Here is a 25,244-nt window from a genome sequence, read left to right on the forward strand (position 1 = left end):
TTAGCTGAAAAGCCTTTATACCACTCATGACCCAACCTGCCTCGGAGTCCCGCAGTAAACTGCGGCGCTTGTCCGGCGTTATCGGATTAAAAGTGAGCCGCATGAAAGCAGCGGCTAAATTGGGTGGCACCGCCGAGCTGTTCGGTCCCTTTTCTAGGGATTGGATGGCTCTTTTTGTATCCCTCTATGCCCAAAGGACATGGGCAGGAATAATGAAATACCCTTCGGGTATCCCTTTATGCCCAAAAAACGTGGGCAGGAATAATGAAATACCCTTCGGGTATCCCTTTATGCCCAAAAAACATGGGCAGGAATAATGAAAGGAGTTTTATCATGGCTAAGGACAAGAAATTAGTAGAAGCGATCACATCCATGGATGTTGATTTCGCACAGTGGTACACAGATGTAGTTAAAAAAGCAGAATTAATCGATTACTCCAGTGTAAAAGGCTGTATGGTGATTAAACCTGCAGGCTATGCTATCTGGGAGAACATTCAGAAGGAGCTGGACTCCAGATTCAAGGAGACGGGCGTGGAGAATGTATATATGCCTATGTTCATTCCGGAAAGTTTATTAGAAAAGGAAAAAGACCATGTGGAAGGATTTGCTCCGGAAGTAGCATGGGTAACCCATGGCGGACTTGAGCCATTGCAGGAAAGGCTCTGTGTAAGACCTACATCTGAAACTTTATTCTGTGATTTTTATTCCAGAGAGATTCAGTCTTACCGGGATCTTCCCAAGGTTTATAACCAGTGGTGCTCCGTAGTACGCTGGGAAAAGACAACCAGGCCATTTCTTCGTTCCAGAGAGTTCTTATGGCAGGAAGGCCACACGGCCCATGCCACAGCTGAAGAAGCAGCTGAAAGAACAGAAATGATGCTTAACTTATATGCAGATTTCTGCGAAGAAGTGCTTGCAATGCCAGTTATTCGCGGTCAGAAAACGGATAAGGAGAAATTTGCCGGAGCAGAAGCTACTTATACCATCGAGGCTCTGATGCATGATGGAAAAGCACTTCAGTCCGGAACCAGCCATAACTTCGGAAGCGGATTTGCAAAGGCTTTTGAAATCCAGTATTCTGATAAGGAGAATAAGCTTCAGTACGTACACCAGACCTCTTGGGGACTAAGTACCAGACTGATCGGCGGCATTATTATGGTTCATGGAGATGATAACGGGCTTGTGCTTCCTCCAAGAATTGCTCCGGTTCAGGTAATGATCGTTCCTGTGCAGCAGCAGAAGGAAGGCGTTCTGGAGAAAGCATATGAATTAAAGAAAGTTCTTTCTAATTATAAGGTAAAAGTAGATGATTCTGATAAGAGTCCAGGCTGGAAGTTCAGCGAATCCGAGATGCGTGGAATTCCGGTGCGTGTTGAGATCGGACCGAGAGATATTGCTGAAAATCAGGCTGTTCTTGTCCGCCGCGATACTCATGAAAAATTAACAGTATCCTTAGATGAATTAAATGAAAAAGTAGGAGAGCTTTTAAGCTCCATTCAAAGCGACATGCTTGACCGTGCCCGTGCCCACCGGGATGCCCATACCTATGAGGCTGTGGATATGAACACCTTTGTGAAAACCGTGGAAGAAAAGCCAGGCTTTGTAAAAGCTATGTGGTGCGGATGCCAGGAATGCGAGGATAAGATCAAGGAGCTTACAGGCGCAACATCAAGATGTATGCCATTTAAGCAGGACCATCTGTCCGATACCTGTATTTGCTGCGGCAAGCCGGCAGTTAAGATGGTTTACTGGGGCAGAGCATATTAATCAGGAAATAAGAGATGCAGGAGGGAATGCAGTGATAACAATTCAGGTACCAGATGCAGCAGGAAAGATCATAAAACAACTGAATACCCATGGATTTGAAGCCTATGCGGTGGGTGGATGTGTAAGGGACAGCCTGCTTGGACGGGTACCAAAGGACTGGGACATCACCACCTCGGCAAAACCAGAACAGGTAAAGCAAATTTTTTCAAGAACGGTCGATACTGGAATTTTGCACGGTACAGTAACCGTGCTGATGGAGCATGAAGCCTATGAAGTGACGACCTACCGCATTGATGGAGAATATGAGGATGGCAGGCACCCAAAGTCTGTGGAATTTACCGGAAATCTGCTGGAAGATTTAAAACGGAGGGATTTTACTATCAATGCAATGGCATACAGTGACAGAGATGGGCTGGTAGATGCTTTCGGCGGAGCTATGGATTTAAGCGCCGGGATCATTCGCTGTGTGGGAAATCCCATGGACCGGTTTCATGAAGATGCTTTAAGGATTCTGCGGGCAATCCGTTTTTCTGCACAGCTTGGATTTCACATTGAAGAAGAAACGAATAAAGCCATTACTGCCATCGCACCGAATATGGAAAAAGTCAGTAAGGAGAGGATTGCTGTGGAACTGACAAAGCTCCTTCTTTCTGACTATCCGGAACAGATGAAGGCTGTATTTGAAAGCGGAATTGCGCCTTACGTTTCGGAACATTTTTCCACTGCAGAAAGAGGACTTTTTGAACTTGAAAAGCTTAAGCGGCTGCCTTCCAGCAAGCATGTACGCTGGTCAGGATTCTTACGTTTCTTAGACCAGAAGGAGGCAGCAGAAATTCTAAAGGAACTGAAGCTGGATAATGATACCACGGATCAGGTCAGAATCTTAACCGGTCTTTGGAAGACGGAAATTCCCGCTTTAAAACCGGAAATCAGAAAGGTTATGAGCAGGATTAAGATTTCCTTATTTGAGGATCTTTTAAGCTTTCAGAATGTATTCTTAAACGGTCCTTATCTGGAACAGTTAAAAACAGTCAGACAGTATGCCGGGGAAATCATCAATGACGGAGATTGCATTCACTTAAAGGATATGGCAGTCACCGGAAGAGATTTGATGGAAGCAGGAATAAAACCCGGTCCTAAAATGGGGGAAATCCTGGAATCATTATTTGACGAAGTTATAAAAAATCCGGAAAATAACAACCGTGAGTATCTTCTGAATTATTCTAAAGATCTCCCTTGAAAACATGCCCAGGCATGGATAACTTTCCCCTGGAGTTTGCATATTTTTTTCCGCCCCTTCATACCCTAGAAGTAGCTGATTAGCTAAGAGTTGGAGGGGTGGTTGTGAACGAGAAATACACAGAGGTGCTTTCGCAGTATGAGCTTGATATTCTGGATGTGAAACGCGGCCGGGGCGCCTGGCTGTGTGAAACAGATCAGGGGCTTAAGCTGCTGAGGGAATATAAAGGAACTATAAAGCGCCTGGAATTTGAAGATCAGGTATTTTTACAACTGGAAGAAACCGGCCATTTGAGTGTGGATCGCTACGTCAGAAACAAAGAAGGTGAAATTCTCTCCAGTGCCGAGGATGGGACCCGGTGGATCGTTAAAAACTGGTATTCGGACCGGGAATGTAATTTAAAGGATAGCAAAGAGGTGCTTTGCGCCATTGAACGGATTGCTTTATTACATAAAATGCTTCGTAAGGTAAAGTTTAAAGAGGAATGGAACTTAGGGTCCATTCTGGTGCAGCAGCCGGCTGAAGAGATGGAGCGTCACAACAGGGAACTGATACGGGCAAGAAGTTTTATCCGCAGTAAAAGAAAGAAGTCTGAGTTTGAACTATGTGTCATGGGGAATTATGACGTATTTTTTGATCAGGCTATGGAAGCCTGTAAAGGACTTGCAGGCTTTTGTGAGGAAAGCGGGATTGGGGAGGGGTATTTGTGTCATGGGGATCTAAACCAGCATCATATTCTGATGTGTGCCCATGATGTTGCGATTGTAGAGTTTAACCGGATGCACAGAGGTATGCAGATGGAGGATCTATACCATTTTATGAGGAAGGCCATGGAAAAGCATGACTGGAATCTAAAGCTTGGTATGTCCATGCTTGATACTTATACGAAAGTACTTCCTTTATCAGGTGCAGACAGGACCTGCCTGTATTATCTGTTTTTATATCCGGAAAAATACTGGAAGCAGATTAACTTTTATTATAATGCCAATAAGGCCTGGATACCGGCCAGAAATATTGAAAAACTAAGGGACTTAGAGATTCAGCAGCCTATGCGGAATCTTTTCCTGTCAAGAATAAAATAATGGGAATCTGCTTTCTTTTTGCCTTGTTATGATTTATAATAACCGTAACATGAAGTGGAGAGAAGGGAGCATTTTGCTTATGAAAGATTACAGAAGCATCTATGAAGAATGGCTGTCAAATCCATACTTTGATGAGGCAACGAAAAAAGAACTGCTAGGGATCAAAGATGATGACAATGAGATCAAAGAGCGTTTCTACCAGGACCTGGAATTCGGTACCGCTGGTTTAAGAGGTGTGATCGGAGCAGGCATTAACCGCATGAACATCTATGTGGTCAGAAAGGCAACCCAGGGTCTTGCGAATTATATCATAAAACAAGGTGGAGCCAACAAGGGCGTAGCCATAGCATATGACTCCAGACATATGTCTCCGGAATTTGCAGAGGAAGCTGCACTGACACTTGCTGCCAATGGAATCAAAGCGTATAAGTTTGAATCTCTGCGTCCTACTCCGGAGCTTTCGTTTGCTGTGCGGAAACTGGGCTGTATTGCAGGTCTGAATATTACAGCAAGCCACAATCCTCCGGAATATAACGGATATAAGGTTTACTGGGAGGATGGCGCGCAGTTTACCCCTCCTCATGATCAGGGGGTTACTGCAGAGGTTTTAGCGATAACTGATATCTCTACGGTTAAGACTATAACAAGGCAAGAAGCTGTTGCAGCAGATAAATATGAAATAATAGGCGCGTCTGTGGATGATGCCTACATTGCCCAGGTAAAGGCACAGGTCATGAATCAGGCTGCAATTGATCAGATGAAGGCTGAATTATCCATCGTTTATACCCCTCTCCATGGTACAGGCAATGTTCCGGCAAGAAGAGTCTTAAAGGAGCTTGGTTTTACCAATGTATATGTGGTACCGGAGCAGGAACTGCCAGATGGAGATTTTCCTACTGTCAGCTATCCCAATCCAGAGGCAGAGGAAGCATTTAAACTTGGCCTTTCCCTGGCAAAGGAAAAAGATGCGGATCTGGTTTTAGCTACCGATCCCGATGCGGACCGCCTGGGAGTTTACGTAAAGGATTATAAATCAGGAGAGTACATTCCGCTCACCGGCAATATGTCCGGTTCCCTCCTGTGCGAGTACGTATTAAGCCAGAGACAGGAAAAAGGCAGCATTCCGTCTGACGGTCAGGTGGTAAAGTCAATTGTAACGACCAATCTGGTGGATGCAGTGGCAAAGTCTTATGGGTGCGAACTCATTGAGGTGCTGACCGGGTTTAAGTATATCGGACAGCAGATCTTAAAGGAAGAGGCCACCGGCTATGGTACCTATCTGTTTGGGCTGGAAGAAAGCTATGGATGCCTGATCGGAACTTATGCCCGGGATAAAGATGCAATATCTGCAACGGCTGCTCTCTGTGAAGCTGCCGCCTATTATAAAACAAAAGGTATGAGTCTCTGGGATGCCATGATCGCCATGTATGAAAAATATGGATATTATAAAGATGCTGTTAACTCAATCGGGTTAAAAGGCATTGAAGGCCAGGCTAAGATCCGGGCGATTATGGAATCCATGCGAAGCAATACGCCTGTAGAGTTTGGAGGATATAAAGTTCTTTCAGCAAGAGATTATAAGGCTGATACGGTAAAGAATATGGAAACAGGAGCGGTGAAGTCCACCGGATTACCGTCTTCTGATGTGCTTTATTATGAACTGGAGGAGGATGCCTGGTTATGCGTCAGACCTTCCGGAACAGAACCCAAGATCAAGTTCTACTATGGTATTAAGGGAGCCTCAATGGCTGATGCAGAAGAGAAATCTGCGAGGCTGGGAAAAGCACTTATGGCAATGGTAGATCAGATGGTATAAATAACAAAAAGAAGGATTTCCATTTCGGGAAATCCTTCTTTTTGTTATTTTTTGAATTTCTTAGTATTCTCCTTTAATTCCCGGAGTGCTTCTCCAAACAGACGGGAAGAGGCGGAAGGGTTGCGTTTAAGAAGTCCTTTGGGATAAAAGGTAAGCCGTCCGGTCAGCTTTTCCCTGGTTTCGGTCAGGGCCTGAAGGCGCTCTGCCAAAGCGGATTCTTTAATTGCATTGGTAGTTTCTGTCTTAAGAGATGTGAGCTTCACCATGGTTTCTTCTTTTACGGAAGCAGCTTTCTGCATGGTCTCGGATTTCAGCTCGGAAACTTTCTGAGCGGTTTCTGCTTTTAAAAGTGACATCTGGACCTGAACTTCCTCCAGCTCAGACCTGATTTTAGTTAAGGATTCCAGTACCATACCCAGATCAAGAGCTGCCTTTGTGGACTGAACGGTGTCATAAACAAAAAGGATGCCAATTCCTGTTACCAGGGAGATACATGTCACTGCACTGAGGCGAAAAACCAGCCACTCCAGGGGACGGTGTACCACTTCTGTCAGAAGAATGGTGAGAAATCCCCAGGCAATGGAGGTGCCCAGACAGACATATCCGTTTAAATTAAATGGATTATTACTGTAATCCCAGTATTTCATTTTAAATAAGCGTTCCATGATATAACCGGTTAAGTACTCAAGAACAGAGGCCCCGGCCATACCAAATAGAAACACAAGAAGCAGATTTCCTTTTACAGGAAGAGATAAGAAAAGCATGAGGATTGCACCGCTGCCATAGAGCGGAAGTAAGGGGAGCCTTAAAAAACCCCGGTTTACAAAATGAAAGCTTTTCACAGAAACATAAGTGGATTCGATTACCCAGCCGAGAAAGCAATAAATGAAAAAAAACAGCAGCCACTGATACCAAGTATATACGTACATGCTTATATCCCTTTCTTCGTGTATTCATGTTGGATCTATCATATACGGTTTTGTCCGTTTTTGCAACCGAAATACGTAAGACTGAGGCAAAATATGCTTGCCTTAATTGCGTTGTTCATGTAGAATTATGATGTTTCGGTTAGTGGAATTGCACTTATGAAGGAGTTTTTTTGATGAGTATATTAAACGTAGAACATTTGACACATGGTTTTGGAGACCGCGCCATTTTTCAGGACGTGTCATTCCGGTTATTAAAGGGAGAGCACATCGGCCTGATCGGAGCCAATGGAGAGGGAAAATCCACATTTATGAATATCATAACGGCGAAACTTCAGCCGGATGAAGGAAAAGTTGAGTGGGCAAAGAGAGTCCGTGTGGGTTATTTAGACCAGCATACTGTTTTGGAAAAAGGAATGACCATCCGTGACGTTTTAAAAAGCGCATTTGCCTTTCTGTTTCAAATGGAAGAACAGATGAATGATATCTGTGACCGGATGGGAGAGGCGGACGAGGAAACCATGAATTCCATGATGGAAGAGCTGGGAACCATTCAGGATCTTTTAATGGCACATGATTTTTATATTATCGATTCCAAGGTGGAGGAAGTTGCGAGAGCATTGGGGTTAAGTGATATGGGAATCGATAAGGATGTGACGGAACTGAGCGGCGGACAGAGAACCAAGGTTCTTTTGGGAAAGCTGCTGCTTGAAAAGCCGGATATACTTCTTCTGGACGAGCCCACCAATTACCTGGATGTACAGCATATTGAGTGGCTGAAACGTTATCTTCAGGAGTATGAAAACGCGTTTATTCTGATTTCCCATGACATACCATTCCTAAACAGTGTTGTAAATATTATCTACCATATGGAAAATCAGGCACTGGACCGCTATGTGGGAGATTATGAAAAGTTCCAGGAAGTCTATGCTGTAAAACGGGCACAGCTTGAATCAGCATATAAGAGGCAGCAGCAGGAAATCGCAGAGCTGGAAGATTTTGTGGCGCGCAACAAAGCCCGGGTTTCCACCAGGAATATGGCCATGTCCAGGCAGAAGAAGCTGGATAAAATGGATGTAATTGAGCTTTCCAAGGATAAACCAAAGCCTGAGTTTCATTTTATGGAAGCGCGTACAGCGGGAAAGATGATCTTTGAGACGAAGGAACTGGTAATCGGATATGAGGAGCCATTATCAAAACCACTTAATTTAATCATGGAAAGAGGCGAAAAGGTTGTTTTATCGGGAGCCAACGGCATTGGAAAGACTACTTTGCTGAAAAGCATTCTGGGTCTGACCCCTTCCTTAAACGGTAATGTGGAGCTGGGTGATTATCTGTCCATCGGATATTTTGAACAGGAGATGGCTCCTGGAAATACGACCACCTGTATTGAAGAGATATGGAAAGAGTTTCCTTCCTATACCCAGTATCAGGTCCGTTCGGCCCTTGCCAAATGTGGCCTTACAACCAAACATATTGAAAGTCAGGTAAGGGTGCTCAGCGGAGGCGAGCAGGCGAAGGTTCGTCTGTGTAAGCTGCTAAACAGGGAAACCAATGTTCTTCTATTGGACGAGCCGACGAACCATCTTGATGTGGAAGCAAAAGAAGAACTGAAAAGAGCGTTGATGGAATATAAGGGAAGCATTCTGTTAATCTGTCATGAGCCGGAATTTTATGAGGGAGTTGCAACTAAGGTAATAGACTGCAGAGAGTGGGCGTTAAAGCTATCCTGATTATAAAATATACGGGATTCAATTCCTTGAAACAGAATAGAATCCCGTATTTTAAACAGAAAAAATCCGTTTCCTGTCATATGGAAACGGATGCATAATCTTTTAGGGGGGCCGGACGGTTTGCACCGTCCGGTATGAGTATGAAAAAGCTTTGTGATTTCAAGTAAGTTACTTGAAACAAAAGGCCCGTCATCCTTTCGGATAACGTATTATCAGTATATGATATAAATGTGAAGAAAATGTGTCCTACACATTAAAAAAACATAAACAAAATAAAAATTAAAAAAACCCTTTCAAAACCCAGGGTTATTGTATATAATAAGATAGAAAATGTGACTTCATTTACCAATTAACATAAATTTGAAGATAAAGGAAACCCTGGGAACAGGATACAGCGAACAGGAGGAAGATTATTATGATGATGTCTAATGACATTGGAATTGATTTAGGTACAGCAAGCATACTGGTTTATATCAAAGGTAAGGGTGTTGTTTTAAAAGAGCCGTCAGTTGTGGCTATAGACCGTGATACCAATAAAATAAAGGCAATCGGAGAAGAAGCAAGGCTGATGATCGGAAGAACACCGGGTAATATTGTAGCAGTCAGACCTTTGCGCCAGGGTGTAATTTCCGATTACACGGTAACGGAAAAGATGCTGAAGTATTTTATCAACAAAGCAGTAGGAAAGAAGACCTTAAGAAAGCCTAGAATCAGTGTCTGCATACCGAGCGGCGCCACTGAAGTTGAGAAAAAAGCGGTTGAAGATGCAACCTATCAGGCAGGAGCCAGAGAAGTGGCCATTATCGAGGAACCGGTTGCAGCGGCTATCGGCGCAGGGATTGATATTTCCAAGGCCTGCGGCAATATGATTGTGGATATTGGCGGCGGTACTTCCGATATTGCAGTGATTTCTTTAGGCGGCACAGTTGTGAGCACCTCCATTAAGGTTGCTGGTGATGATTTTGATGAGGCTCTTGTCCGTTATATGCGTAAGAAGCACAACCTTCTGATCGGCGAAAGAACGGCGGAAGAGATTAAGATCAACATCGGAGCTGCATACCGCAGACCGGAAGTTTTAACCATGGAAGTAAGAGGAAGAAACTTAGTAACCGGACTGCCAAAGACCATTGTTGTAACCTCGGACGAGACTCTTGATGCTTTAAAAGAGCCGGCGATGCAGATTGTGGATGCGGTTCATAATGTTCTGGAGAGAACTCCGCCGGAACTGGCTGCCGACATTTTTGACAGAGGAATTGTCTTAACAGGAGGCGGTTCTTTATTAAGCGGGTTAGATGCCCTGATCGAAGAGAAGACAGGCATCACAACTATGATTGCTGAGGATCCGCTGACTGCAGTTGCCATTGGAACCGGTAAATTTATTGAATTTATGCATGGCGGAAACAATAAAACAGAATTTTAATCAGGTACAGGCTGATATTTGTGTTCAGCTTTGATGATTAACAAAACTGCTCTTAACGGCCCTGGCGGTATCCAAAGATTCCGGCAGGGCTCCTTTTGCGGCAGTCTCTTAGCATTTTACGGAGGAAACATGGCGACAGTCTGCGGATTTGTAGAAAAAATTAAATACAGGAACGAAGACAACGGTTATACGGTACTGAGCCTTTCAGAAGACGGCGAGGAATATACGCTGGTAGGTAATTTTCATTACATCAGTGAAGGGGAACGGATTGAGGCGGTGGGGATTCTGACGGAACACCCCGTTTACGGAGAACAGCTGTCTGTCGAAAGCTATGAAATAAAAGCTCCGGAAGATACCGCTGCCATGGAACGTTATCTGGGATCCGGAGCGATTAAGGGCGTGGGTGCAGCGCTGGCAGCAAGGATTGTCCGCCGGTTTAAAGCCGATACCTTCCGGATTATGGAAGAAGAGCCTGAGCGTCTTTCCGAGGTAAAGGGTGTCAGTGAAAAGCTTGCCATGTCCATCTCCAATCAGGTTGAACAGAAAAAAGAGATGCGCCAGGCGATGATGTTTCTTCAGGAATACGGTATTTCCATGAATCTTGCAGTGAAGATCTATCAGGAATACGGCCCCAGACTTTACAGTATTGTTAAGGAAAATCCCTATCAGATGGCAGATGATATATCCGGTGTGGGATTTAAGATGGCGGATGAGATTGCCAGGAAAGCAGGCATTTTTACAGACTCGGATTTCCGTATCAAATGCGGAGTTCTTTATACCCTTCTGCAGGCAACTTCAAACGGTCATACTTACCTGCCCGAAGAGGAGCTGCTTTCCTCCGCTTCTGAGCTTTTAAAAGTGGAGCAGGCATCCATAGAAAAGCATCTGATGGACATGCAGCTGGACAAGCGCCTGATTATCAGGGAGACAGACGGGAAACGGACCGTTTATGCATCCCAGTATTATTATATGGAACTGAATGTGGCCAAGATGCTTCATGATTTAAATATCAGAGGAACCATGCCAGAGGAGGAAATCAGGACCAGACTTGTTAAGATTCAGGAGAAAGAGCAGATTGAGCTGGATGAAAAACAGGTAATGGCAGTGGTAGAGGCGGTAAACAGCGGACTTCTCATTATCACCGGCGGACCTGGAACCGGAAAGACCACTACCATTAATACCATTATCCGCTTTTTTGAAAGTGAGGAGATGGAGATATTACTGGCAGCTCCAACGGGCAGGGCAGCAAAGCGTATGACGGAAGCGACTGGATATGAGGCACGGACCATACACCGGCTTTTAGAGCTGACAGGGGTTCCGGGAGACGAACGTTCCGTATCCATGCATTTTGAACGAAATGAAGAGAATCCGCTGGATGCCGATGCTGTTATTATCGATGAGACGTCCATGGTGGACATTCATCTTATGCAGTCTCTGCTAAAGGCCATAAACCCCGGAACAAGACTCATACTGGTGGGAGATGTAAACCAGCTTCCAAGCGTGGGTCCTGGAAATGTGCTGAGAGATTTGATTGAATCCCAGTGCTTCAATGTGGTAATGCTGACGAAAATCTTCCGCCAGGCCACACAGAGTGATATTGTTGTTAATGCCCATATGATTAACCGGGGGGAATCAGTTCCCCTGGGTAAAAAAAGCAATGATTTTTTGTTTATCAAGAGGGAAGAACCGAATACCATCATCAATGCCATGATTACACTGGTTCAGAGCAAACTTCCGGCCTATGTTCACGCAGACCCCTATGACATTCAGATTATGACGCCCATGAGAAAGGGCGCCATTGGAGTGGAGCGGCTTAATTCTATTCTGCAGGAGTATTTAAATCCGCCTTCAGAGGCAAAGCAGGAGCGTGAGTCTGCAGGGGTGATTTACCGGACCGGCGATAAGGTGATGCAGATCAGGAACAATTATAATATGGAATGGGAAGTCAGAAACAAGTATGGAATTCCGGTAGAAAAGGGAACTGGAATTTATAACGGAGACATCGGGATCATCCGGGAGATGAATTCGTTTGCGGAGATGGTAACTGTGGAATTTGATGAAGGACGTCTGGTGGAGTACAGCTATAAACAGTTGGAAGAGCTGGAACTGGCTTATGCCATAACCATTCATAAATCACAGGGAAGTGAGTATCCAGCAGTGGTAATTCCTGTTTTCCCCGGTCCAAGAATGCTGATGACAAGAAACTTAATCTATACAGCAGTTACCCGTGCAAAAACCTGCGTTTGTCTGGTGGGGATGCCGGTCACGTTTCAGGATATGGTAAATAACGAAATGGAACAGCGCAGATATTCCGGATTAAAGGAACGTATCTGTGAAATAAATAAGCTGCCTTAAATTCTTTAGGCAGACGGTCCTGTCTGCCTGTCTTACAATTCTTAAAAGGAGAATCAATCCTTATGCAATCCTCTTTTTTTATTGACCTCTTATTTCCGCGGAGGTGTCCGGTCTGTGACGGGATCGTTATGCCGAAAGGCAGGCTGATCTGTCCCGAATGTGTGAAAGTGCTGTCTTTCGTTAAGGACCCTGTATGTAAAAAATGCGGCAAGGAGGTCTTTAGCAGCGACATAGAATATTGCTTTGACTGTATGAAACACAAAAGAACTTTTGAATATGGCAGGGCTCTGATTAATTACGACGAATACGCCAAAAACTCCATGGCTAAGATAAAATACAAAAATAAACGGGAATATTTAGATTTTTACGGAGACGCCATAAGTCTGCGTTATGAGAAGATTATCAGGCGTATGGGTGCCGGTGGTCTCGTTCCGGTGCCGGTTCATCCATCGAGAAAAAAAGAGAGGGGATTTAACCAGGCTGAGCTTCTTGCATGCAGAATCGGAGCGGGACTTAAGATTCCTGTCTTTCCTGATATTCTGGTGAGAAACAAGAAAACCATGCCCCAGAAGGCTCTCAATCCCACAGAGCGTTTAAAAAATCTGGAGGAAGCTTTTTTGCCGGGAAAGATGGTTGAAGGCCTTGAAAATATCATTTTAATTGATGACATTTATACGACTGGAAGTACAGTGGAAGCCTGTACCCGTGTGCTGAAAAAATCGGGAATCAGGAAGGTGTATTTTTTAACAATTTGTATTGGACGAGGGCAGTAGTTTGATGTATGATACATAAATAATACTGATTGACTCAGGAGGAATGGGAATGAACATCAGAACCGCAGTAGAAAAAGATATGCCGCAGCTCTTGGATATTTATAATTATGAGGCAGAGCATGGTTTTGCCACCTTTGATTTTACTCCTAAAACAATGGAGGAACGCATGGTATGGTTCCGCGAACATAATGTTGGAAATCATCCCCTGATTGTAGCGGAGGAAGATGGAAAGGCAGTTGGCTATGCAAGTCTTTCCGCCTATCGTCCCAAAGAAGCTTATAAAGAGACGGTGGAATTATCCATTTACATTGACAGGGAATACCGCAGAAGAGGAATTGCCGGAAAGCTGGCTGCAGTTATTCTTAAGATGGCGAGGGAAAGGGAAGACATACATACGGTTGTATCCGTAATTACAGGAGGCAATGAAGCCAGTATGAAACTTCATGAACAGCTTGGATTTGTTCACTGCGGAACGATTCGAGAGGTAGGGGAAAAATTTGGGGAAATTCTGGATATAGAAAATTATCAGATAATTCTGTAACACGGATTAAAATGAGAGAGGGAGAGGAAAATGAGCCACATTGAAGGGTACTATACTTCCGGAGAATTTGCGAAAAAGGCCAGTGTTTCCATACGGACTGTCCGGTATTATGACAAGCAGGGACTGTTAAAGCCTGCAGGCATGAGCGCCGGCGGATACCGGCTTTATACAGATTCGGATTTTGCAAAACTGCAGAAGATACTCTCTCTTAAGTATCTGGGATTTTCTCTTGATGAAATCCGTTCCATTACCATTAATGATAAGGATCATGATTATGTGGGAGAATCAATCAAGCTTCAGCTGAATCTGATCCGGAAGAGAATTGAACATTTAAAACTGGTAGAACAGACGTTAACAGAGACCTCGAAACTGGTTGCTGACCGCCAGTCTGTGGACTGGAATAAAATTCTTCACTTAATCCATATTACAAATATGGAAAAGACCCTGGTGGAGCAGTACAAGGATGCAGCCAATGTAAGCATTCGGATTGGTCTTCATAAAAAATATGCCACCAATCCTTTGGGCTGGTTTCAGTGGCTTTATGATCAGATGGAGCCCTTAAACGGGAAACACATTCTGGAACTGGGCTGCGGGAACGGAGAGTTGTGGCGGGTAAATAAAGACCGGATTCCCTCAGATGCGAAGCTTTGCCTGACGGATGTATCCAAGGGCATGGTTCGTGATGCACAGGAAAACTTAAGACAGGTCACGGGGCAGATCTCTTTTGAAGTTCTGGACTGCAGGCAGATTAAAAAGCCGGATGAAAGCTTTGATGCTGCCGCTGCTAATCATGTACTGTTTTATTTAACAAATCTTGATGCGGCATTAACTCAGGTTTACAGGGTTTTAAAAAAGGGCGGAATCTTTTACTGCAGCACTTATGGCAGAGAGCATATGAAAGAGATCAGACAGCTGGTACTGGAATTTGATTCCAGAATTGTCCTCTCAGAAGTAAATCTTTATGATGTTTTTGGATTGGACAATGGAGAAGAGATCCTGAAGAGCCATTTTAAATCTGTAAAAAAAGAAATTTATGATGACCATCTTAAGGTTACTGATGCAGGTGCACTGATGGAATATATTTTATCCTGTCACGGAAATCAGCAGGAGTTTTTAATCGACAGATATGAAGAATTCCGTGAATATCTGAAAAAGAAGATGGTGAAAAAGGGTTTTATCCATATTACAAAGCAGGCTGGTGTATTTATTTGCACAAAATAAGAAAAAAGTAATAGAAAAAGACTTGACCGTGACGTTACGTCACCCTTTATGATAGCAGTATGAATGAATATGGAGGAAATAAATAATGAAGGGAATAATTCTTGCCGGGGGGTCCGGCACCAGGCTGTATCCGCTTACCATGGTAACGTCCAAACAGTTACTGCCTATTTATGATAAACCCATGATTTACTATCCGCTTTCTGTTTTGATGAATGCAGGGATCCGGGATATTCTGATTATATCCACTCCCGATGACACACCGAGGTTTGAGGCGCTGTTAGGAAACGGATCACAGTTCGGGATTCAGTTATCCTACGCTGTACAGCCATCTCCCGACGGTCTTGCACAGGCCTTTGTTATAGGAGAGGAATTTATCGGAGACGACAGTGTTGCCATGATTCTTGGAGACAACATCTTTGCAGGTCACGGTCTTACAAAGCGTCTTCTTCATGCAGCAAATAAAAAGGATGGAGCCACTGTATTCGGTTATTACGTGGATGATCCCGAACGCTTTGGAATTGTGGAGTTTGATTCGGAAGGAAAGGCTGTTTCCATTGAAGAGAAGCCGTCTGCACCAAAGAGCAATTACTGCGTGACAGGTCTTTATTTTTATGACAATAAAGTTGTGGAATATGCGAAGAACCTAAAGCCTTCCGCCCGCGGTGAACTGGAGATTACAGATTTAAACCGCATTTACCTGGAAGAGGGCAAGCTGGATGTGGAGCTTCTGGGTCAGGGATTTACCTGGCTTGATACAGGGACCCATGAGTCTTTGGTAGATGCCACTAATTTTGTCCGGACCATGGAAACCCATCAGCACAGAAAACTCGCCTGTCTGGAAGAGATTGCTTATTTAAACCACTGGATCACAAAGGATCAGCTGGAAAAGAGTATTGAACCATTAAAGAAGAACCAGTATGGTCAGTATCTGATGGATGTGCTTGCAGGAAAATATATCGATAAGTAAAGGAGCAAATCAATGAAAATAATCGTTACCGGAGGAGCTGGATTCATCGGCGGAAACTTCGTACATCATATGGTAAATAAATACCCGGATTATGAGATAATCAATCTGGACCTTTTAACCTATGCAGGAAATTTAGAGACCTTAAAACCTGTGGAAGACAAACCTAATTATCGTTTTGTCAAGGGCGACATTGCTGACAGAACATTTATTTTCGATTTATTTGAAAAAGAGAAACCGGATGTAATCGTAAACTTTGCAGCAGAAAGCCATGTAGACCGTTCGATTACTGATCCTGAAAGCTTTGTAAGAACCAATGTTATGGGTACCACAACCCTGCTTGATGCATGCCGCACCTATGGAATCAAACGCTACCATCAGGTTTCTACAGATGAGGTTTATGGAGATCTGCCTCTTGACCGGCCGGATTTATTTTTCACAGAAGAAACTCCGCTTCATACATCAAGCCCTTATTCCTCATCAAAGGCCAGCGCTGACTTATTCGTTCTGGCATACCAGAGAACATTCGGACTTCCTGTTACCATTTCCAGATGCTCCAACAACTATGGACCGTATCATTTCCCGGAGAAGCTGATTCCGTTAATTATCAGCCGGGCTCTGGCAGATGAGGATCTGCCCGTGTATGGAACAGGAGAGAATGTAAGAGACTGGCTTCATGTATCTGACCACTGTGAGGCAATTGATTTAATCATTCACGAAGGCAGAGCAGGGGAAGTCTATAATGTAGGCGGACATAACGAACGCACCAATTTAGAAGTGGTGAAGACTATTTTAAGAGAACTGGATAAACCGGAAAGCTTAATCAAATATGTAACAGACCGCCCAGGTCACGACAGACGTTACGCCATTGATCCGAAGAAACTGGAAACAGAGCTTGGCTGGAAGCCAAAATATAATTTTGACACCGGAATCCGACAGACCATACAGTGGTATCTGGATCATGAGGACTGGTGGAAGCATATTGTAAACGGAGAATACCAGAATTATTTTGATAATATGTACGGAAAACGTTTATAAATTCCAATCGTAAAGTGAGGCAGTGATGAGAGTATTAGTTACTGGCGTAAAGGGCCAGCTTGGATATGACGTAGTAAATGAGCTGAAAAAACGGAACCATGAGGCAGTGGGCGTGGATATCGAAGAGATGGATATCACGGATGAGGAAAGTGTAAACCGGGTAATCCGGGAAGCTGCTCCTGATGCAGTCATTCATTGCGCTGCTTATACAGCTGTGGATGCTGCAGAAGAGAATGAGGAATTATGCAGGAATGTCAATGCCAGGGGAACCGGTAACATCGCCAGAGTGTGCAGGGATCTTGATATCCCAATGATGTATATCAGTACAGATTACGTATTTAACGGTCAGGGAACCCGCCCCTGGATGCCTGATGATAACAGAGAACCGTTAAATATTTACGGACAGACGAAGTACGAAGGGGAGCTGGAGGTAGAAGAGAACCTTGATAAGTATTTTATTGTACGTATTGCCTGGGTGTTCGGCGTAAACGGCAAGAACTTTATCAAGACCATGCTTAATATGGGAAAAACCAGGGATAAACTGAATGTTGTCGCAGATCAGGTTGGTTCTCCCACTTACACCTTTGACCTTGCCCGCCTTCTGGTGGATATGATTGAAACGGAAAAATACGGACGTTACCATGCCACCAATGAGGGCCTTTGCAGCTGGTATGAATTTGCCGGTGAAATCTTTAGACAGGCAGGCATGAATGTTACGGTTGAACCGGTTACTTCTGATCAGTTCCCGGTAAAGGCCAAACGTCCGATGAACAGCAGAATGAGCAAAGATAAGCTGAAGGAGAATGGCTTTCAGCCGCTTCCTTCCTGGCAGGATGCGTTAAGGCGGTATCTGACAGAGATCGAGTATTAAGCATACACACGGGAAACTTTAGGCTTGCATTTTTAAGTTTCCCGTGTTATAATGTCTGAATCCTACAATTTAGCAGGTATTTCTAAAAAAAGATTGACGAATCCAGTCCTGTATGTTATAGTAATTGGGCGAATGGAAGAGCTTAGGTCTTTTTTTTATGCTCAAAATTTCTTGCAGCAGAAAAAAGGGACTGAAAACACAACAACGATAATTTAAGTGGAGGTGGAAGTCGTGCGCACAAAAATCACACTGGCATGTACTGAATGTAAACAGCGTAACTACAACATGACCAAGGATAAGAAGACTCATCCGGACAGAATGGAAACCAAGAAGTATTGCAGATTCTGTAAGAGCCATACAATGCACAAAGAAACGAAGTAATTAGTTTAGGAGGCAGATTATGGGAGATACAGTGAACAACGAGGGAGTTCAGAAAAAAAGCTTTGTAAAAGGTTTGAAATCTGAGTTCGCCAAGATCGTTTGGCCTGACAAAGAAACCGTAACGAAACAAACAATCGCTGTTATGTCATCTGCGATTGCTCTAGGACTGATTATTGCGATTCTTGATCTGATCATCAAGTTTGGTCTCAGTTTTATCTTATAATTCGTAAGGGTTAAGGTGAGTTTATGTCAGAAGCAAATTGGTATGTAGTCCATACCTATTCAGGTTATGAAAACAAAGTAAAAGTTGACATTGAAAAAACAATCGAAAACAGAAACTTGCAGGATCAGATTCTGGAAGTATCGGTTCCTCTTGAATCCGTCATTGAGCTTAAGAATGGCGTGGAAAAAAAGGCCGATAAAAAGATGTTCCCCGGATACGTACTGATTCACATGGTCATGAACGATGATACATGGTATGTTGTACGTAATACCCGTGGTGTAACAGGCTTTGTAGGTCCTGGATCAAAACCGGTTCCTCTGACAGAAGATGAGATGCAGAAGCTTGGATTCAAGAATGAAGAAGTCATTGTTGGCTTTGAAGTGGGAGATACCGTTGTGGTAACTTCCGGTGCATGGAAGGATACTGTTGGTGCTATCAAGTCCATCAACGAAGGTAAGAAAACCATCACCATTAACGTTGAGATGTTTGGCCGGGAGACACCGGTGGAACTGAATTTCAGCGAGATAAAGAAGATGTAACAAGTAAAAGCGGCTTATACCGTTGTATAGGCTCGTGGGAGGGAAATCCCCGACAATACCACATTTATTTAGGAGGTGCCTAATTATGGCAAAGAAAGTAACGGGATATATCAAATTGCAGATTCCAGCAGGAAAGGCTACACCAGCTCCTCCTGTAGGTCCGGCACTTGGACAGCATGGTGTGAACATCGTACAGTTTACAAAAGAATTCAATGCAAGAACAGCTGACCAGGGAGATTTAATCATTCCGGTTGTTATTACTGTTTATGCGGACAGAAGCTTCAGCTTCATAACCAAAACTCCGCCAGCTGCTGTATTACTGAAGAAAGCATGCAAGCTTAAATCAGGATCTGCAGTTCCAAACAAGACAAAAGTAGCTACCATTTCCAAGGCTGAGTTACAGAAGATCGCTGAATTAAAGATGCCAGATTTAAATGCTGCATCTGTTGAAGCAGCTATGAGCATGATCGCTGGTACCGCAAGAAGTATGGGTATCACAGTAGAGGCTTAAGATTCTTAGCAAAGCCAAGTATAGCGCCGGCAGAGTTTCGCAACTCATGCCGTTCGGTGAGCCGCGAAGCAAATCGGACTTCCTTTATCTTGGATGGCGAAGTTTTGTAACGTGGGAGGGAAAATCCCCGACAATACCACTAGGAGGTTATTTAGAATGAAAAGAGGAAAAAGATACGCAGAGGCAGCTAAGACAGTAGATCGTGCTGTTCTCTACGATGCACCAGTAGCAATCTCTTTAGTTAAGACGAATGCAAGTGCTAAATTTGATGAAACCATTGAAGCTCATATCAGAACCGGTTGTGACGGACGTCACGCAGACCAGCAGATCCGTGGTGCCGTAGTACTTCCTCACGGTACAGGTAAGACTGTTCGCATCTTAGTTTTCGCTAAGGGTGTTAAGGCTGATGAGGCACAGGCTGCAGGAGCGGATTTCGTTGGAGCAGAGGAATTAATTCCGAAGATCCAGAACGAAGGCTGGCTGGATTTTGATGTAGTTGTTGCTACTCCAGACATGATGGGTGTAGTTGGTCGTTTAGGACGTGTCCTTGGACCTAAGGGCTTAATGCCAAACCCAAAAGCTGGTACCGTTACCATGGATGTAACAAAAGCAATCAATGATATCAAAGCTGGTAAGGTTGAGTACAGACTTGATAAAACAAATATTATCCACGTGCCAGTTGGAAAGGCTTCTTTTACAGAAGAACAGTTAGCGGACAACTTCCAGACGCTTGTTGATGCAATCGTTAAAGCAAAACCAAGTACAGTTAAAGGTGCTTATTTAAAGAGCGTTACACTTGCTTCCACCATGGGACCTGGCGTAAAGCTGAATGTAGCAAAGTTAATGAGCTAATTTTGCTTTGTGGTTGACATGTATTATAAATAATGTTATACTAATCAAGTATTGACTGCCGAAGACAGCAGGTGCCGCAAGGCATAAGGTGATAACGCCTGCCGAGGAATATGCAAGAATCATTTTGTGTAAATGAATTGTAAACCTCTCTGTCCATTTGGCGGAGAGGTTTTTCTTTGGTATATTTTTCTGAGTGAGGTCAGGCGTAAGCATGGGCTGAGTTCGGGGAAATAGCCGTTCAGTTAGCCAAGAGGCTAATCGGACTTCCTTTGCAGTTTATACGAACAGGCTTTTGCAGGCAGCTGCAGGGCTTAGACTAAACAGGAGGTAAACCATAATGGCAAAAGTTGAATTAAAACAGCCAGTAGTAAGCGAGATTAAGGAATTACTGGAAGGCGCTGAGACCGCAGTTGTTGTAGACTACCGTGGTATCACAGTTGCTCAGGATACAGATCTTCGTAAGAAGTTAAGAGAGGCTGGAATTTCTTACAAGGTATATAAGAATACCATGATCCGTTTTGCTGCTAAGGGAACAGCATTTGAAGCTCTGGATCCGGTTCTGGAAGGACCGACAGCAATTGCTGTATCCAAGACAGATGCAACAGCTCCAGCAAGAATCCTGGCTGAATTCGCTAAGACAGCTCCGGCTCTTGAAATCAAGGGCGGTGTTGTAGAAGGCATTTTCTATGATGCAAAAGCTATGGAGAAGATCTCCAGCATTCCTTCCAGAGAAATTCTTCTTGGAAAGTTACTGGGAAGCATCCAGTCTCCTATCACAAACTTTGCACGTGTTCTCAAGCAGATTGCAGACGGACAGGGCGCAGAGGCATGATTTACTTAATGAAGGCAAACGAATGTGCAGCCTGAATTTAGTAAATCAGCCGTTCGGTGAGCCAAAGGCGAACCGAACTTCCATTAAAAAAACATATTAATTACGGAGGTATATTATCATGGCAAAGTTAACAACAGCTGAATTTATCGAAGCGATCAAAGAATTATCTGTATTAGAATTAAACGAATTAGTAAAGGCATGTGAGGAAGAATTTGGTGTATCTGCAGCAGCAGGCGTAGTAGTTGCAGCAGCAGGCCCAGCAGCAGAAGCTGAAGAGAAGACTGAATTCGACGTAGAATTAACAGAAGTTGGTCCTAACAAGGTTAAGGTTATCAAAGTTGTTCGTGAAGCTACAGGCTTAGGCTTAAAAGAAGCAAAAGACGTAGTTGACGGAGCTCCTAAGGTATTAAAGGCTGGCGCTTCCAAAGAAGAAGCAGATCAGATCAAAGCTGCTTTAGAAGCAGAAGGCGCAAAAGTTACTTTAAAGTAATTAAATTATCGTCTATGACTGAACAGGGTCCATACCTCTTTAAAAGGGACAGGACCCTGTTTTTCCTATTGGGAATATCAGTTTTGTCTTGACATTTTTACGTTTTCGGGGTAGAATGTACGTGTAATATCGAATGGAGTTATGATTTCACATATTTTTGTAAGTCATTATTTTCGGATGATGGTTTACAAAAATATGTGATTTTTTGTTTCAGGCGATATATCAAATTATTTTTTATTTATTATAGGAGGTACGCGTTATGAACAACGGTACAGTAAAATGGTTTAATGGTGCTAAGGGATATGGTTTCATCGTAAATGATGCAACTGGCGAGGAAGTATTTGTACACTTCTCAGGAATCGTTTCTGATGGTTACAAGACTCTTGAAGAGGGACAGAAAGTAACTTATGAAACAACAGAAGGAAATCGCGGTCTTCAGGCAGTTAATGTTTGCCTGGCTTAATTAGATCCTTAGTTGAAAAATAAGCCTTTTGAGGGTTGCCACCATTTTAATGGAAGGCAGCCCTTTTTGCATATATAAGGATGAGGCCGATTTTCTTACCGGAGCGGTTACCCTGCTTCCCCTTCTTACGCTGATGTTTTATCCTGTTGAGTCAGATCAGGAAGGAATCCCAATCCCAGGTTTATTATAACTGAGGTAGGAGTAGGATATCGGTTTACTGAAATTTGAAAACAGGCAGAGATCAGAAAAATACAGGATTTTCCGGTGTCTGCCTGTTTTAATTCTAAACGATGTTTCAGAAGTCAGTACGTGATAAGTAAGTTTTCATGTGGGATTATGTATTATTTTTCGGTTGAAAGAGCGGATATGGGGTCGGCATAGAGGTGTTTGATTGTGTCAATGGTCCGGGTGATTCCCAATTGGCTGATGTTAAACAGAATCTGATGGGATTCAATGTTTCCCCACCTCCGGTCTGTATATGTCTCGTAATACTGCTTTCGGCGGTGGTCCATTTTTTTAATGGATGCTTCCGCTTCTTTTTTCGAGATGTTATAGCGCTTCATAATACGCTCGGTGCGGTCCTTGAATGCTGCGTAGAGAAATATATTCAGACATAGAGGATTTTCCCGCAGAACGTAGTCAGCACATCTGCCTACAAATATGCATGGCCCTTTATCAGCCAGGCTTTCAATGATTTTACTTTGTGTCTCGAACGTGCTGTCATTTAATGGAATTCTTCTTGGGGCAAGACCGTTATAACGGTACGTAGACAGAAATGTGTTGAAAACTGATTCATCTACTGCCTCAATAGTGATTTCTGAAAGACCCAGTTTTTCCGCAGCCATTTCCACCAGATCCCGGTCATACATGGGAACCCCCAATTCCTCAGATAGTCTGAATGCGATCTCGTGTCCTCCGCTGCCGAACTGGCGGCCGATTGCAATGATCCTGTGCTCCATTTTAATCCGCTCCTTCCCTTAGGGATTGTACACAATATTTAGAAATATATTGTTAATATATCTTAATTATAGCGTATTTTAGAAGGGAAAGATAGAAAAAAACTGAAATTTTCTGGTTTTATTTTGACCTTAAAGACCATAGATTGTTTAATAAAAGCAGAAAGCCGGCTTGTGAGTTTATGAAAATAAGATGGAAATTGGCCTGTCTGTTGGCAGTCATTGTACTGGATATTGCCTTTGCAGGGGCGTTGTATTATAATTACAGTGAGGCAAAAAATACATTGTTTCTTCCGGCAGATGCCGGAGGAGAGGCAAAGGAAGAGATTCGGAAACAGTTTTCCGGTGATAAACAGATTGCACTGACATTTGACGACGGACCTCATTCCGTTTATACACCCATGCTTTTAGACGGTCTTCGCAAACGGGGTGTCCATGCTACCTTTTTTCTTCTGGGAAAAAATGTGATAGGCAAGGAAGCAATTGTGAAGCAGATGCAGGAGGATGGGCACCTCATCGGAAACCATGGCTATAGTCACGTACAGATGAATAAGGAGGCTGTGTCCAATGCCTGCGAGCAGATTGAGGAAAATAACCGCCAGATAGAGGCTATTACGGGAGTACGGCCCCAGTACCTTCGACCGCCCTATGGGTCGTGGAATGAGGAATTGGAGTGCACAACCAATATGACGGTGGTACTGTGGGATGTGGATACGTTGCATAGAGATGGAAAATTTAGAAAAAGTAAAATTATTTAGGGTATTAGAGATAGCATATATTAAATAAAAATGAAAAAGTCCTTTATTAAAAACGGAAGGTGAAATAGTTATGGGAATTAAAGGATTAGAGGGAGATTTTTCTCCCGTTGAAATACGAGGATATACTTCAAAGTCAATGCAAACATACTCTGATTATGCAGTTATCGCTATAAATGAATCGCATAAAGTTATTGCAGTTGGGAAAGCGGCATACCAATATATTGACGCAATTGAAAGTAGTGATATGGGTGAAATTTCTGTTTATTCTACTTTTAAGAGAAACGTAGTTGCCGAATTTTTGGAAACTGTTATGGTAGTGAAATTGATTTTTAAAAATATTCTTCCAGGTATAACATATAAAATATTTAAACCAACTGTTGCTGTATGTATCCCTTTTGAATTAACAGGGGTGGAAATAAAAGCATTTCAAGATGTGTTCTATGCGGCTGGAGCAAGGAAGGTTAATATTTTTAAACTGGAGTTTGAAGATATTAAAAGAGAATTAGCAAAGAACTACAGTATTGTTATCGGTATTATACCTAATAAGCTTTAGAATAAGATTATTCTGATATGTAAACCTCCAAACTGATAATTTTATCTTATACCAATCTGGAGGTTCACATAATCTTCAAAATACACCATACATCCGATTTAGTTAATTATTATATTTTTGCCATTCATCATTTTTCTCATTATATATTTTAGAAAATCAGAGTAAAATCTTTTGGCAATCCCTATTTTTTGACTGGTATAGTAGTTTTTTTCTAACCAGCCGCGTTCCAGCCAGTAATTATATTCGATATTTTTCTTTTGTGCTGATTTTAGAGCTTTACACTGCATTGCACGGAACATTGCAAGTTGATATAAGGATGGCTGGTCTGCTTTTCTTTTTTTGTATATTTTATCCACCAGTTTGTCAATTCTAATCTGAACGTCCGTTTTATATTTCTCATCTGATGATAATGTAGATCCGCAAACGCCTACTATACCTGCAATATCAAATCCCCACCCGACTGCCGTCATTTTCATATAGTTAAGCGTTCCTTTTAAGCCGGAACCTCCAGTGGAGGAAAGCAGAATTGCCTTTTTGCCAAAAAAACGCGGTCTATGAAACAGAAAGGAAAAATTATCATAAAAATTTTTCATTAATGCAGTAACATGCTGTTCATAAACCGGGCAGGCAAATATCACAATATCACAGTCCATCATTTTTTCAAGTAATAAACCGGTAACCTGAATATGGGGGCAATACTGTTCTCCTTTTGTATAACACAAGAGACAGCTTTTACAAAATCCTAAATCTAAATCCCTGAGAAATACATATTCCACCTGTGATTCACTGATCCTGTTGAAACTTTTTTCTATCATTTCTATTGTTTTGAAACAATCACCATTTTTTCTGGGGCTTCCAATAATTGCTGTGATTTTCATGATTTTTCCTCCAAAATATATATTGTTGCATCCATGATACAACATTCTGGAGCTGAATAAA

26 protein-coding genes and 2 other annotated features (1 of these 28 only partly in view) are annotated in these 25,244 nt (G+C 43.0%); of the genes, 23 read left to right on the forward strand and 3 right to left on the reverse strand.

What is annotated here, in order from left to right; genetic code table 11:
- Window positions 1-153, forward strand: a binding site (T-box leader) (it extends 54 nt beyond the left edge of the window).
- A 180-nt stretch (window positions 154-333) separates the two neighbouring features.
- The 4 genes from proS to V7D18_RS23825 all read left to right on the forward strand — a co-directional run bounded on the left by proS (window position 334) and on the right by V7D18_RS23825 (window position 5,905).
- Complete coding sequence (gene proS, locus V7D18_RS23810; RefSeq protein WP_426158132.1) at window positions 334-1,767, forward strand: proline--tRNA ligase; 1,434 nt, start codon at window positions 334-336, stop codon at window positions 1,765-1,767.
- 34 nt (window positions 1,768-1,801) lie between these two features.
- Window positions 1,802-3,007: a CCA tRNA nucleotidyltransferase gene (locus V7D18_RS23815; protein WP_426158521.1), complete on the forward strand. Its 1,206-nt coding sequence runs from the start codon at window positions 1,802-1,804 to the stop codon at window positions 3,005-3,007.
- A gap of 104 nt (window positions 3,008-3,111) precedes the next feature.
- Window positions 3,112-4,089, forward strand: a complete 978-nt coding sequence (locus V7D18_RS23820; protein ID WP_426158134.1) for a spore coat protein CotS — start codon at window positions 3,112-3,114, stop codon at window positions 4,087-4,089.
- Between the two features lie 79 nt (window positions 4,090-4,168).
- On the forward strand, window positions 4,169-5,905 hold the full coding sequence (locus V7D18_RS23825; RefSeq protein ID WP_426158135.1) for a phospho-sugar mutase: 1,737 nt from the start codon (window positions 4,169-4,171) through the stop codon (window positions 5,903-5,905).
- Between the two features lie 44 nt (window positions 5,906-5,949).
- Here V7D18_RS23825 and V7D18_RS23830 read toward each other — a convergent pair whose 3' ends face one another.
- Complete coding sequence (locus V7D18_RS23830) at window positions 5,950-6,834, reverse strand: putative ABC transporter permease (protein WP_426158137.1); 885 nt, start codon at window positions 6,832-6,834, stop codon at window positions 5,950-5,952.
- A 173-nt stretch (window positions 6,835-7,007) separates the two neighbouring features.
- Between V7D18_RS23830 and V7D18_RS23835 the strand changes: the two genes are divergently transcribed.
- The 17 genes from V7D18_RS23835 (at window position 7,008) to V7D18_RS23915 (ending at window position 22,038) form a co-directional block, all read left to right on the forward strand.
- Window positions 7,008-8,564: an ABC-F family ATP-binding cassette domain-containing protein gene (locus V7D18_RS23835; RefSeq protein WP_426158139.1), complete on the forward strand. Its 1,557-nt coding sequence runs from the start codon at window positions 7,008-7,010 to the stop codon at window positions 8,562-8,564.
- Between the two features lie 409 nt (window positions 8,565-8,973).
- Window positions 8,974-9,984, forward strand: a complete 1,011-nt coding sequence (locus tag V7D18_RS23840) for a rod shape-determining protein (protein ID WP_349667511.1) — start codon at window positions 8,974-8,976, stop codon at window positions 9,982-9,984.
- Window positions 9,985-10,113: 129 nt separating this feature from the next.
- Window positions 10,114-12,339, forward strand: a complete 2,226-nt coding sequence (gene recD2, locus V7D18_RS23845; protein WP_426158141.1) for an SF1B family DNA helicase RecD2 — start codon at window positions 10,114-10,116, stop codon at window positions 12,337-12,339.
- Window positions 12,340-12,401: 62 nt separating this feature from the next.
- Entirely contained in the window at window positions 12,402-13,112 is a 711-nt protein-coding gene (locus tag V7D18_RS23850; protein ID WP_426158143.1) for a double zinc ribbon domain-containing protein, read from the forward strand.
- A gap of 49 nt (window positions 13,113-13,161) precedes the next feature.
- The gene (locus V7D18_RS23855; RefSeq protein ID WP_426158145.1) at window positions 13,162-13,653 is read left to right on the forward strand and encodes a GNAT family N-acetyltransferase; all 492 of its coding nucleotides are present in this window, start codon (window positions 13,162-13,164) and stop codon (window positions 13,651-13,653) included.
- Window positions 13,654-13,683: 30 nt separating this feature from the next.
- A complete protein-coding gene (locus V7D18_RS23860; protein WP_426158147.1) occupies window positions 13,684-14,874 on the forward strand; it encodes a MerR family transcriptional regulator in 1,191 nt (396 codons plus the stop codon).
- A gap of 85 nt (window positions 14,875-14,959) precedes the next feature.
- Complete coding sequence (gene rfbA, locus V7D18_RS23865) at window positions 14,960-15,841, forward strand: glucose-1-phosphate thymidylyltransferase RfbA (RefSeq protein ID WP_117417573.1); 882 nt, start codon at window positions 14,960-14,962, stop codon at window positions 15,839-15,841.
- A 12-nt stretch (window positions 15,842-15,853) separates the two neighbouring features.
- The gene (gene rfbB / locus V7D18_RS23870; protein ID WP_426158149.1) at window positions 15,854-16,876 is read left to right on the forward strand and encodes a dTDP-glucose 4,6-dehydratase; all 1,023 of its coding nucleotides are present in this window, start codon (window positions 15,854-15,856) and stop codon (window positions 16,874-16,876) included.
- Window positions 16,877-16,901: 25 nt separating this feature from the next.
- Window positions 16,902-17,747, forward strand: a complete 846-nt coding sequence (rfbD, locus tag V7D18_RS23875; RefSeq protein WP_426158151.1) for a dTDP-4-dehydrorhamnose reductase — start codon at window positions 16,902-16,904, stop codon at window positions 17,745-17,747.
- Between the two features lie 231 nt (window positions 17,748-17,978).
- Window positions 17,979-18,128, forward strand: coding sequence for a 50S ribosomal protein L33 (rpmG, locus tag V7D18_RS23880; protein ID WP_013271142.1), 150 nt, complete (start codon window positions 17,979-17,981; stop codon window positions 18,126-18,128).
- 19 nt (window positions 18,129-18,147) lie between these two features.
- Complete coding sequence (gene secE, locus V7D18_RS23885) at window positions 18,148-18,351, forward strand: preprotein translocase subunit SecE (protein WP_117417570.1); 204 nt, start codon at window positions 18,148-18,150, stop codon at window positions 18,349-18,351.
- Between the two features lie 23 nt (window positions 18,352-18,374).
- Window positions 18,375-18,890 (forward strand): transcription termination/antitermination protein NusG, encoded by a 516-nt coding sequence (nusG, locus tag V7D18_RS23890; protein WP_117417569.1) that lies wholly within the window; start codon window positions 18,375-18,377, stop codon window positions 18,888-18,890.
- 85 nt (window positions 18,891-18,975) lie between these two features.
- The gene (gene rplK, locus V7D18_RS23895; protein ID WP_097002672.1) at window positions 18,976-19,401 is read left to right on the forward strand and encodes a 50S ribosomal protein L11; all 426 of its coding nucleotides are present in this window, start codon (window positions 18,976-18,978) and stop codon (window positions 19,399-19,401) included.
- 156 nt (window positions 19,402-19,557) lie between these two features.
- Window positions 19,558-20,253, forward strand: coding sequence for a 50S ribosomal protein L1 (gene rplA, locus V7D18_RS23900; RefSeq protein WP_314465957.1), 696 nt, complete (start codon window positions 19,558-19,560; stop codon window positions 20,251-20,253).
- 40 nt (window positions 20,254-20,293) lie between these two features.
- Window positions 20,294-20,437 (forward strand) — a sequence feature (ribosomal protein L10 leader region).
- 153 nt (window positions 20,438-20,590) lie between these two features.
- Complete coding sequence (gene rplJ / locus V7D18_RS23905) at window positions 20,591-21,085, forward strand: 50S ribosomal protein L10 (protein WP_117417567.1); 495 nt, start codon at window positions 20,591-20,593, stop codon at window positions 21,083-21,085.
- Between the two features lie 118 nt (window positions 21,086-21,203).
- The gene (gene rplL, locus V7D18_RS23910) at window positions 21,204-21,575 is read left to right on the forward strand and encodes a 50S ribosomal protein L7/L12 (RefSeq protein WP_104439192.1); all 372 of its coding nucleotides are present in this window, start codon (window positions 21,204-21,206) and stop codon (window positions 21,573-21,575) included.
- A gap of 259 nt (window positions 21,576-21,834) precedes the next feature.
- The gene (locus tag V7D18_RS23915; RefSeq protein ID WP_104439191.1) at window positions 21,835-22,038 is read left to right on the forward strand and encodes a cold-shock protein; all 204 of its coding nucleotides are present in this window, start codon (window positions 21,835-21,837) and stop codon (window positions 22,036-22,038) included.
- Between the two features lie 341 nt (window positions 22,039-22,379).
- Here V7D18_RS23915 and V7D18_RS23920 read toward each other — a convergent pair whose 3' ends face one another.
- Window positions 22,380-22,997 (reverse strand): AAA family ATPase, encoded by a 618-nt coding sequence (locus V7D18_RS23920; RefSeq protein ID WP_426158157.1) that lies wholly within the window; start codon window positions 22,995-22,997, stop codon window positions 22,380-22,382.
- A 179-nt stretch (window positions 22,998-23,176) separates the two neighbouring features.
- On the opposite strand from V7D18_RS23920, the gene V7D18_RS23925 reads away from it, so the two are divergent.
- On the forward strand, window positions 23,177-23,752 hold the full coding sequence (locus V7D18_RS23925) for a polysaccharide deacetylase family protein (RefSeq protein WP_426158159.1): 576 nt from the start codon (window positions 23,177-23,179) through the stop codon (window positions 23,750-23,752).
- 70 nt (window positions 23,753-23,822) lie between these two features.
- Window positions 23,823-24,305, forward strand: a complete 483-nt coding sequence (locus tag V7D18_RS23930; RefSeq protein ID WP_426158161.1) for a rod shape-determining protein — start codon at window positions 23,823-23,825, stop codon at window positions 24,303-24,305.
- A gap of 98 nt (window positions 24,306-24,403) precedes the next feature.
- On the opposite strand, the gene V7D18_RS23935 is transcribed toward V7D18_RS23930, so the two are convergent.
- Entirely contained in the window at window positions 24,404-25,183 is a 780-nt protein-coding gene (locus V7D18_RS23935; protein WP_426158162.1) for a flavodoxin family protein, read from the reverse strand.
- Window positions 25,184-25,244 lie beyond the last annotated feature (61 nt).

Source organism: Lacrimispora sp. 38-1 (genome assembly GCF_049890855.1).
Classification (GTDB): Bacteria; Bacillota; Clostridia; order Lachnospirales; family Lachnospiraceae; genus Lacrimispora.

Coding starts and splice junctions, on each gene's coding strand:
- proS (WP_426158132.1), top strand. CDS start 334: ATGGCTAAGGACAAGAAATTAGTAGAAGCGATCACATCCATGGATGTT.
- V7D18_RS23825 (WP_426158135.1), top strand. CDS start 4,169: ATGAAAGATTACAGAAGCATCTATGAAGAATGGCTGTCAAATCCATAC.
- V7D18_RS23830 (WP_426158137.1), bottom strand. CDS start 6,834: ATGTACGTATATACTTGGTATCAGTGGCTGCTGTTTTTTTTCATTTAT.
- V7D18_RS23835 (WP_426158139.1), top strand. CDS start 7,008: ATGAGTATATTAAACGTAGAACATTTGACACATGGTTTTGGAGACCGC.
- recD2 (WP_426158141.1), top strand. CDS start 10,114: ATGGCGACAGTCTGCGGATTTGTAGAAAAAATTAAATACAGGAACGAA.
- V7D18_RS23850 (WP_426158143.1), top strand. CDS start 12,402: ATGCAATCCTCTTTTTTTATTGACCTCTTATTTCCGCGGAGGTGTCCG.
- V7D18_RS23855 (WP_426158145.1), top strand. CDS start 13,162: ATGAACATCAGAACCGCAGTAGAAAAAGATATGCCGCAGCTCTTGGAT.
- V7D18_RS23860 (WP_426158147.1), top strand. CDS start 13,684: ATGAGCCACATTGAAGGGTACTATACTTCCGGAGAATTTGCGAAAAAG.
- rfbA (WP_117417573.1), top strand. CDS start 14,960: ATGAAGGGAATAATTCTTGCCGGGGGGTCCGGCACCAGGCTGTATCCG.
- rfbB (WP_426158149.1), top strand. CDS start 15,854: ATGAAAATAATCGTTACCGGAGGAGCTGGATTCATCGGCGGAAACTTC.
- rfbD (WP_426158151.1), top strand. CDS start 16,902: ATGAGAGTATTAGTTACTGGCGTAAAGGGCCAGCTTGGATATGACGTA.
- secE (WP_117417570.1), top strand. CDS start 18,148: ATGGGAGATACAGTGAACAACGAGGGAGTTCAGAAAAAAAGCTTTGTA.
- nusG (WP_117417569.1), top strand. CDS start 18,375: ATGTCAGAAGCAAATTGGTATGTAGTCCATACCTATTCAGGTTATGAA.
- rplK (WP_097002672.1), top strand. CDS start 18,976: ATGGCAAAGAAAGTAACGGGATATATCAAATTGCAGATTCCAGCAGGA.
- rplA (WP_314465957.1), top strand. CDS start 19,558: ATGAAAAGAGGAAAAAGATACGCAGAGGCAGCTAAGACAGTAGATCGT.
- rplJ (WP_117417567.1), top strand. CDS start 20,591: ATGGCAAAAGTTGAATTAAAACAGCCAGTAGTAAGCGAGATTAAGGAA.
- rplL (WP_104439192.1), top strand. CDS start 21,204: ATGGCAAAGTTAACAACAGCTGAATTTATCGAAGCGATCAAAGAATTA.
- V7D18_RS23915 (WP_104439191.1), top strand. CDS start 21,835: ATGAACAACGGTACAGTAAAATGGTTTAATGGTGCTAAGGGATATGGT.
- V7D18_RS23920 (WP_426158157.1), bottom strand. CDS start 22,997: ATGGAGCACAGGATCATTGCAATCGGCCGCCAGTTCGGCAGCGGAGGA.
- V7D18_RS23925 (WP_426158159.1), top strand. CDS start 23,177: ATGAAAATAAGATGGAAATTGGCCTGTCTGTTGGCAGTCATTGTACTG.
- V7D18_RS23930 (WP_426158161.1), top strand. CDS start 23,823: ATGGGAATTAAAGGATTAGAGGGAGATTTTTCTCCCGTTGAAATACGA.
- V7D18_RS23935 (WP_426158162.1), bottom strand. CDS start 25,183: ATGAAAATCACAGCAATTATTGGAAGCCCCAGAAAAAATGGTGATTGT.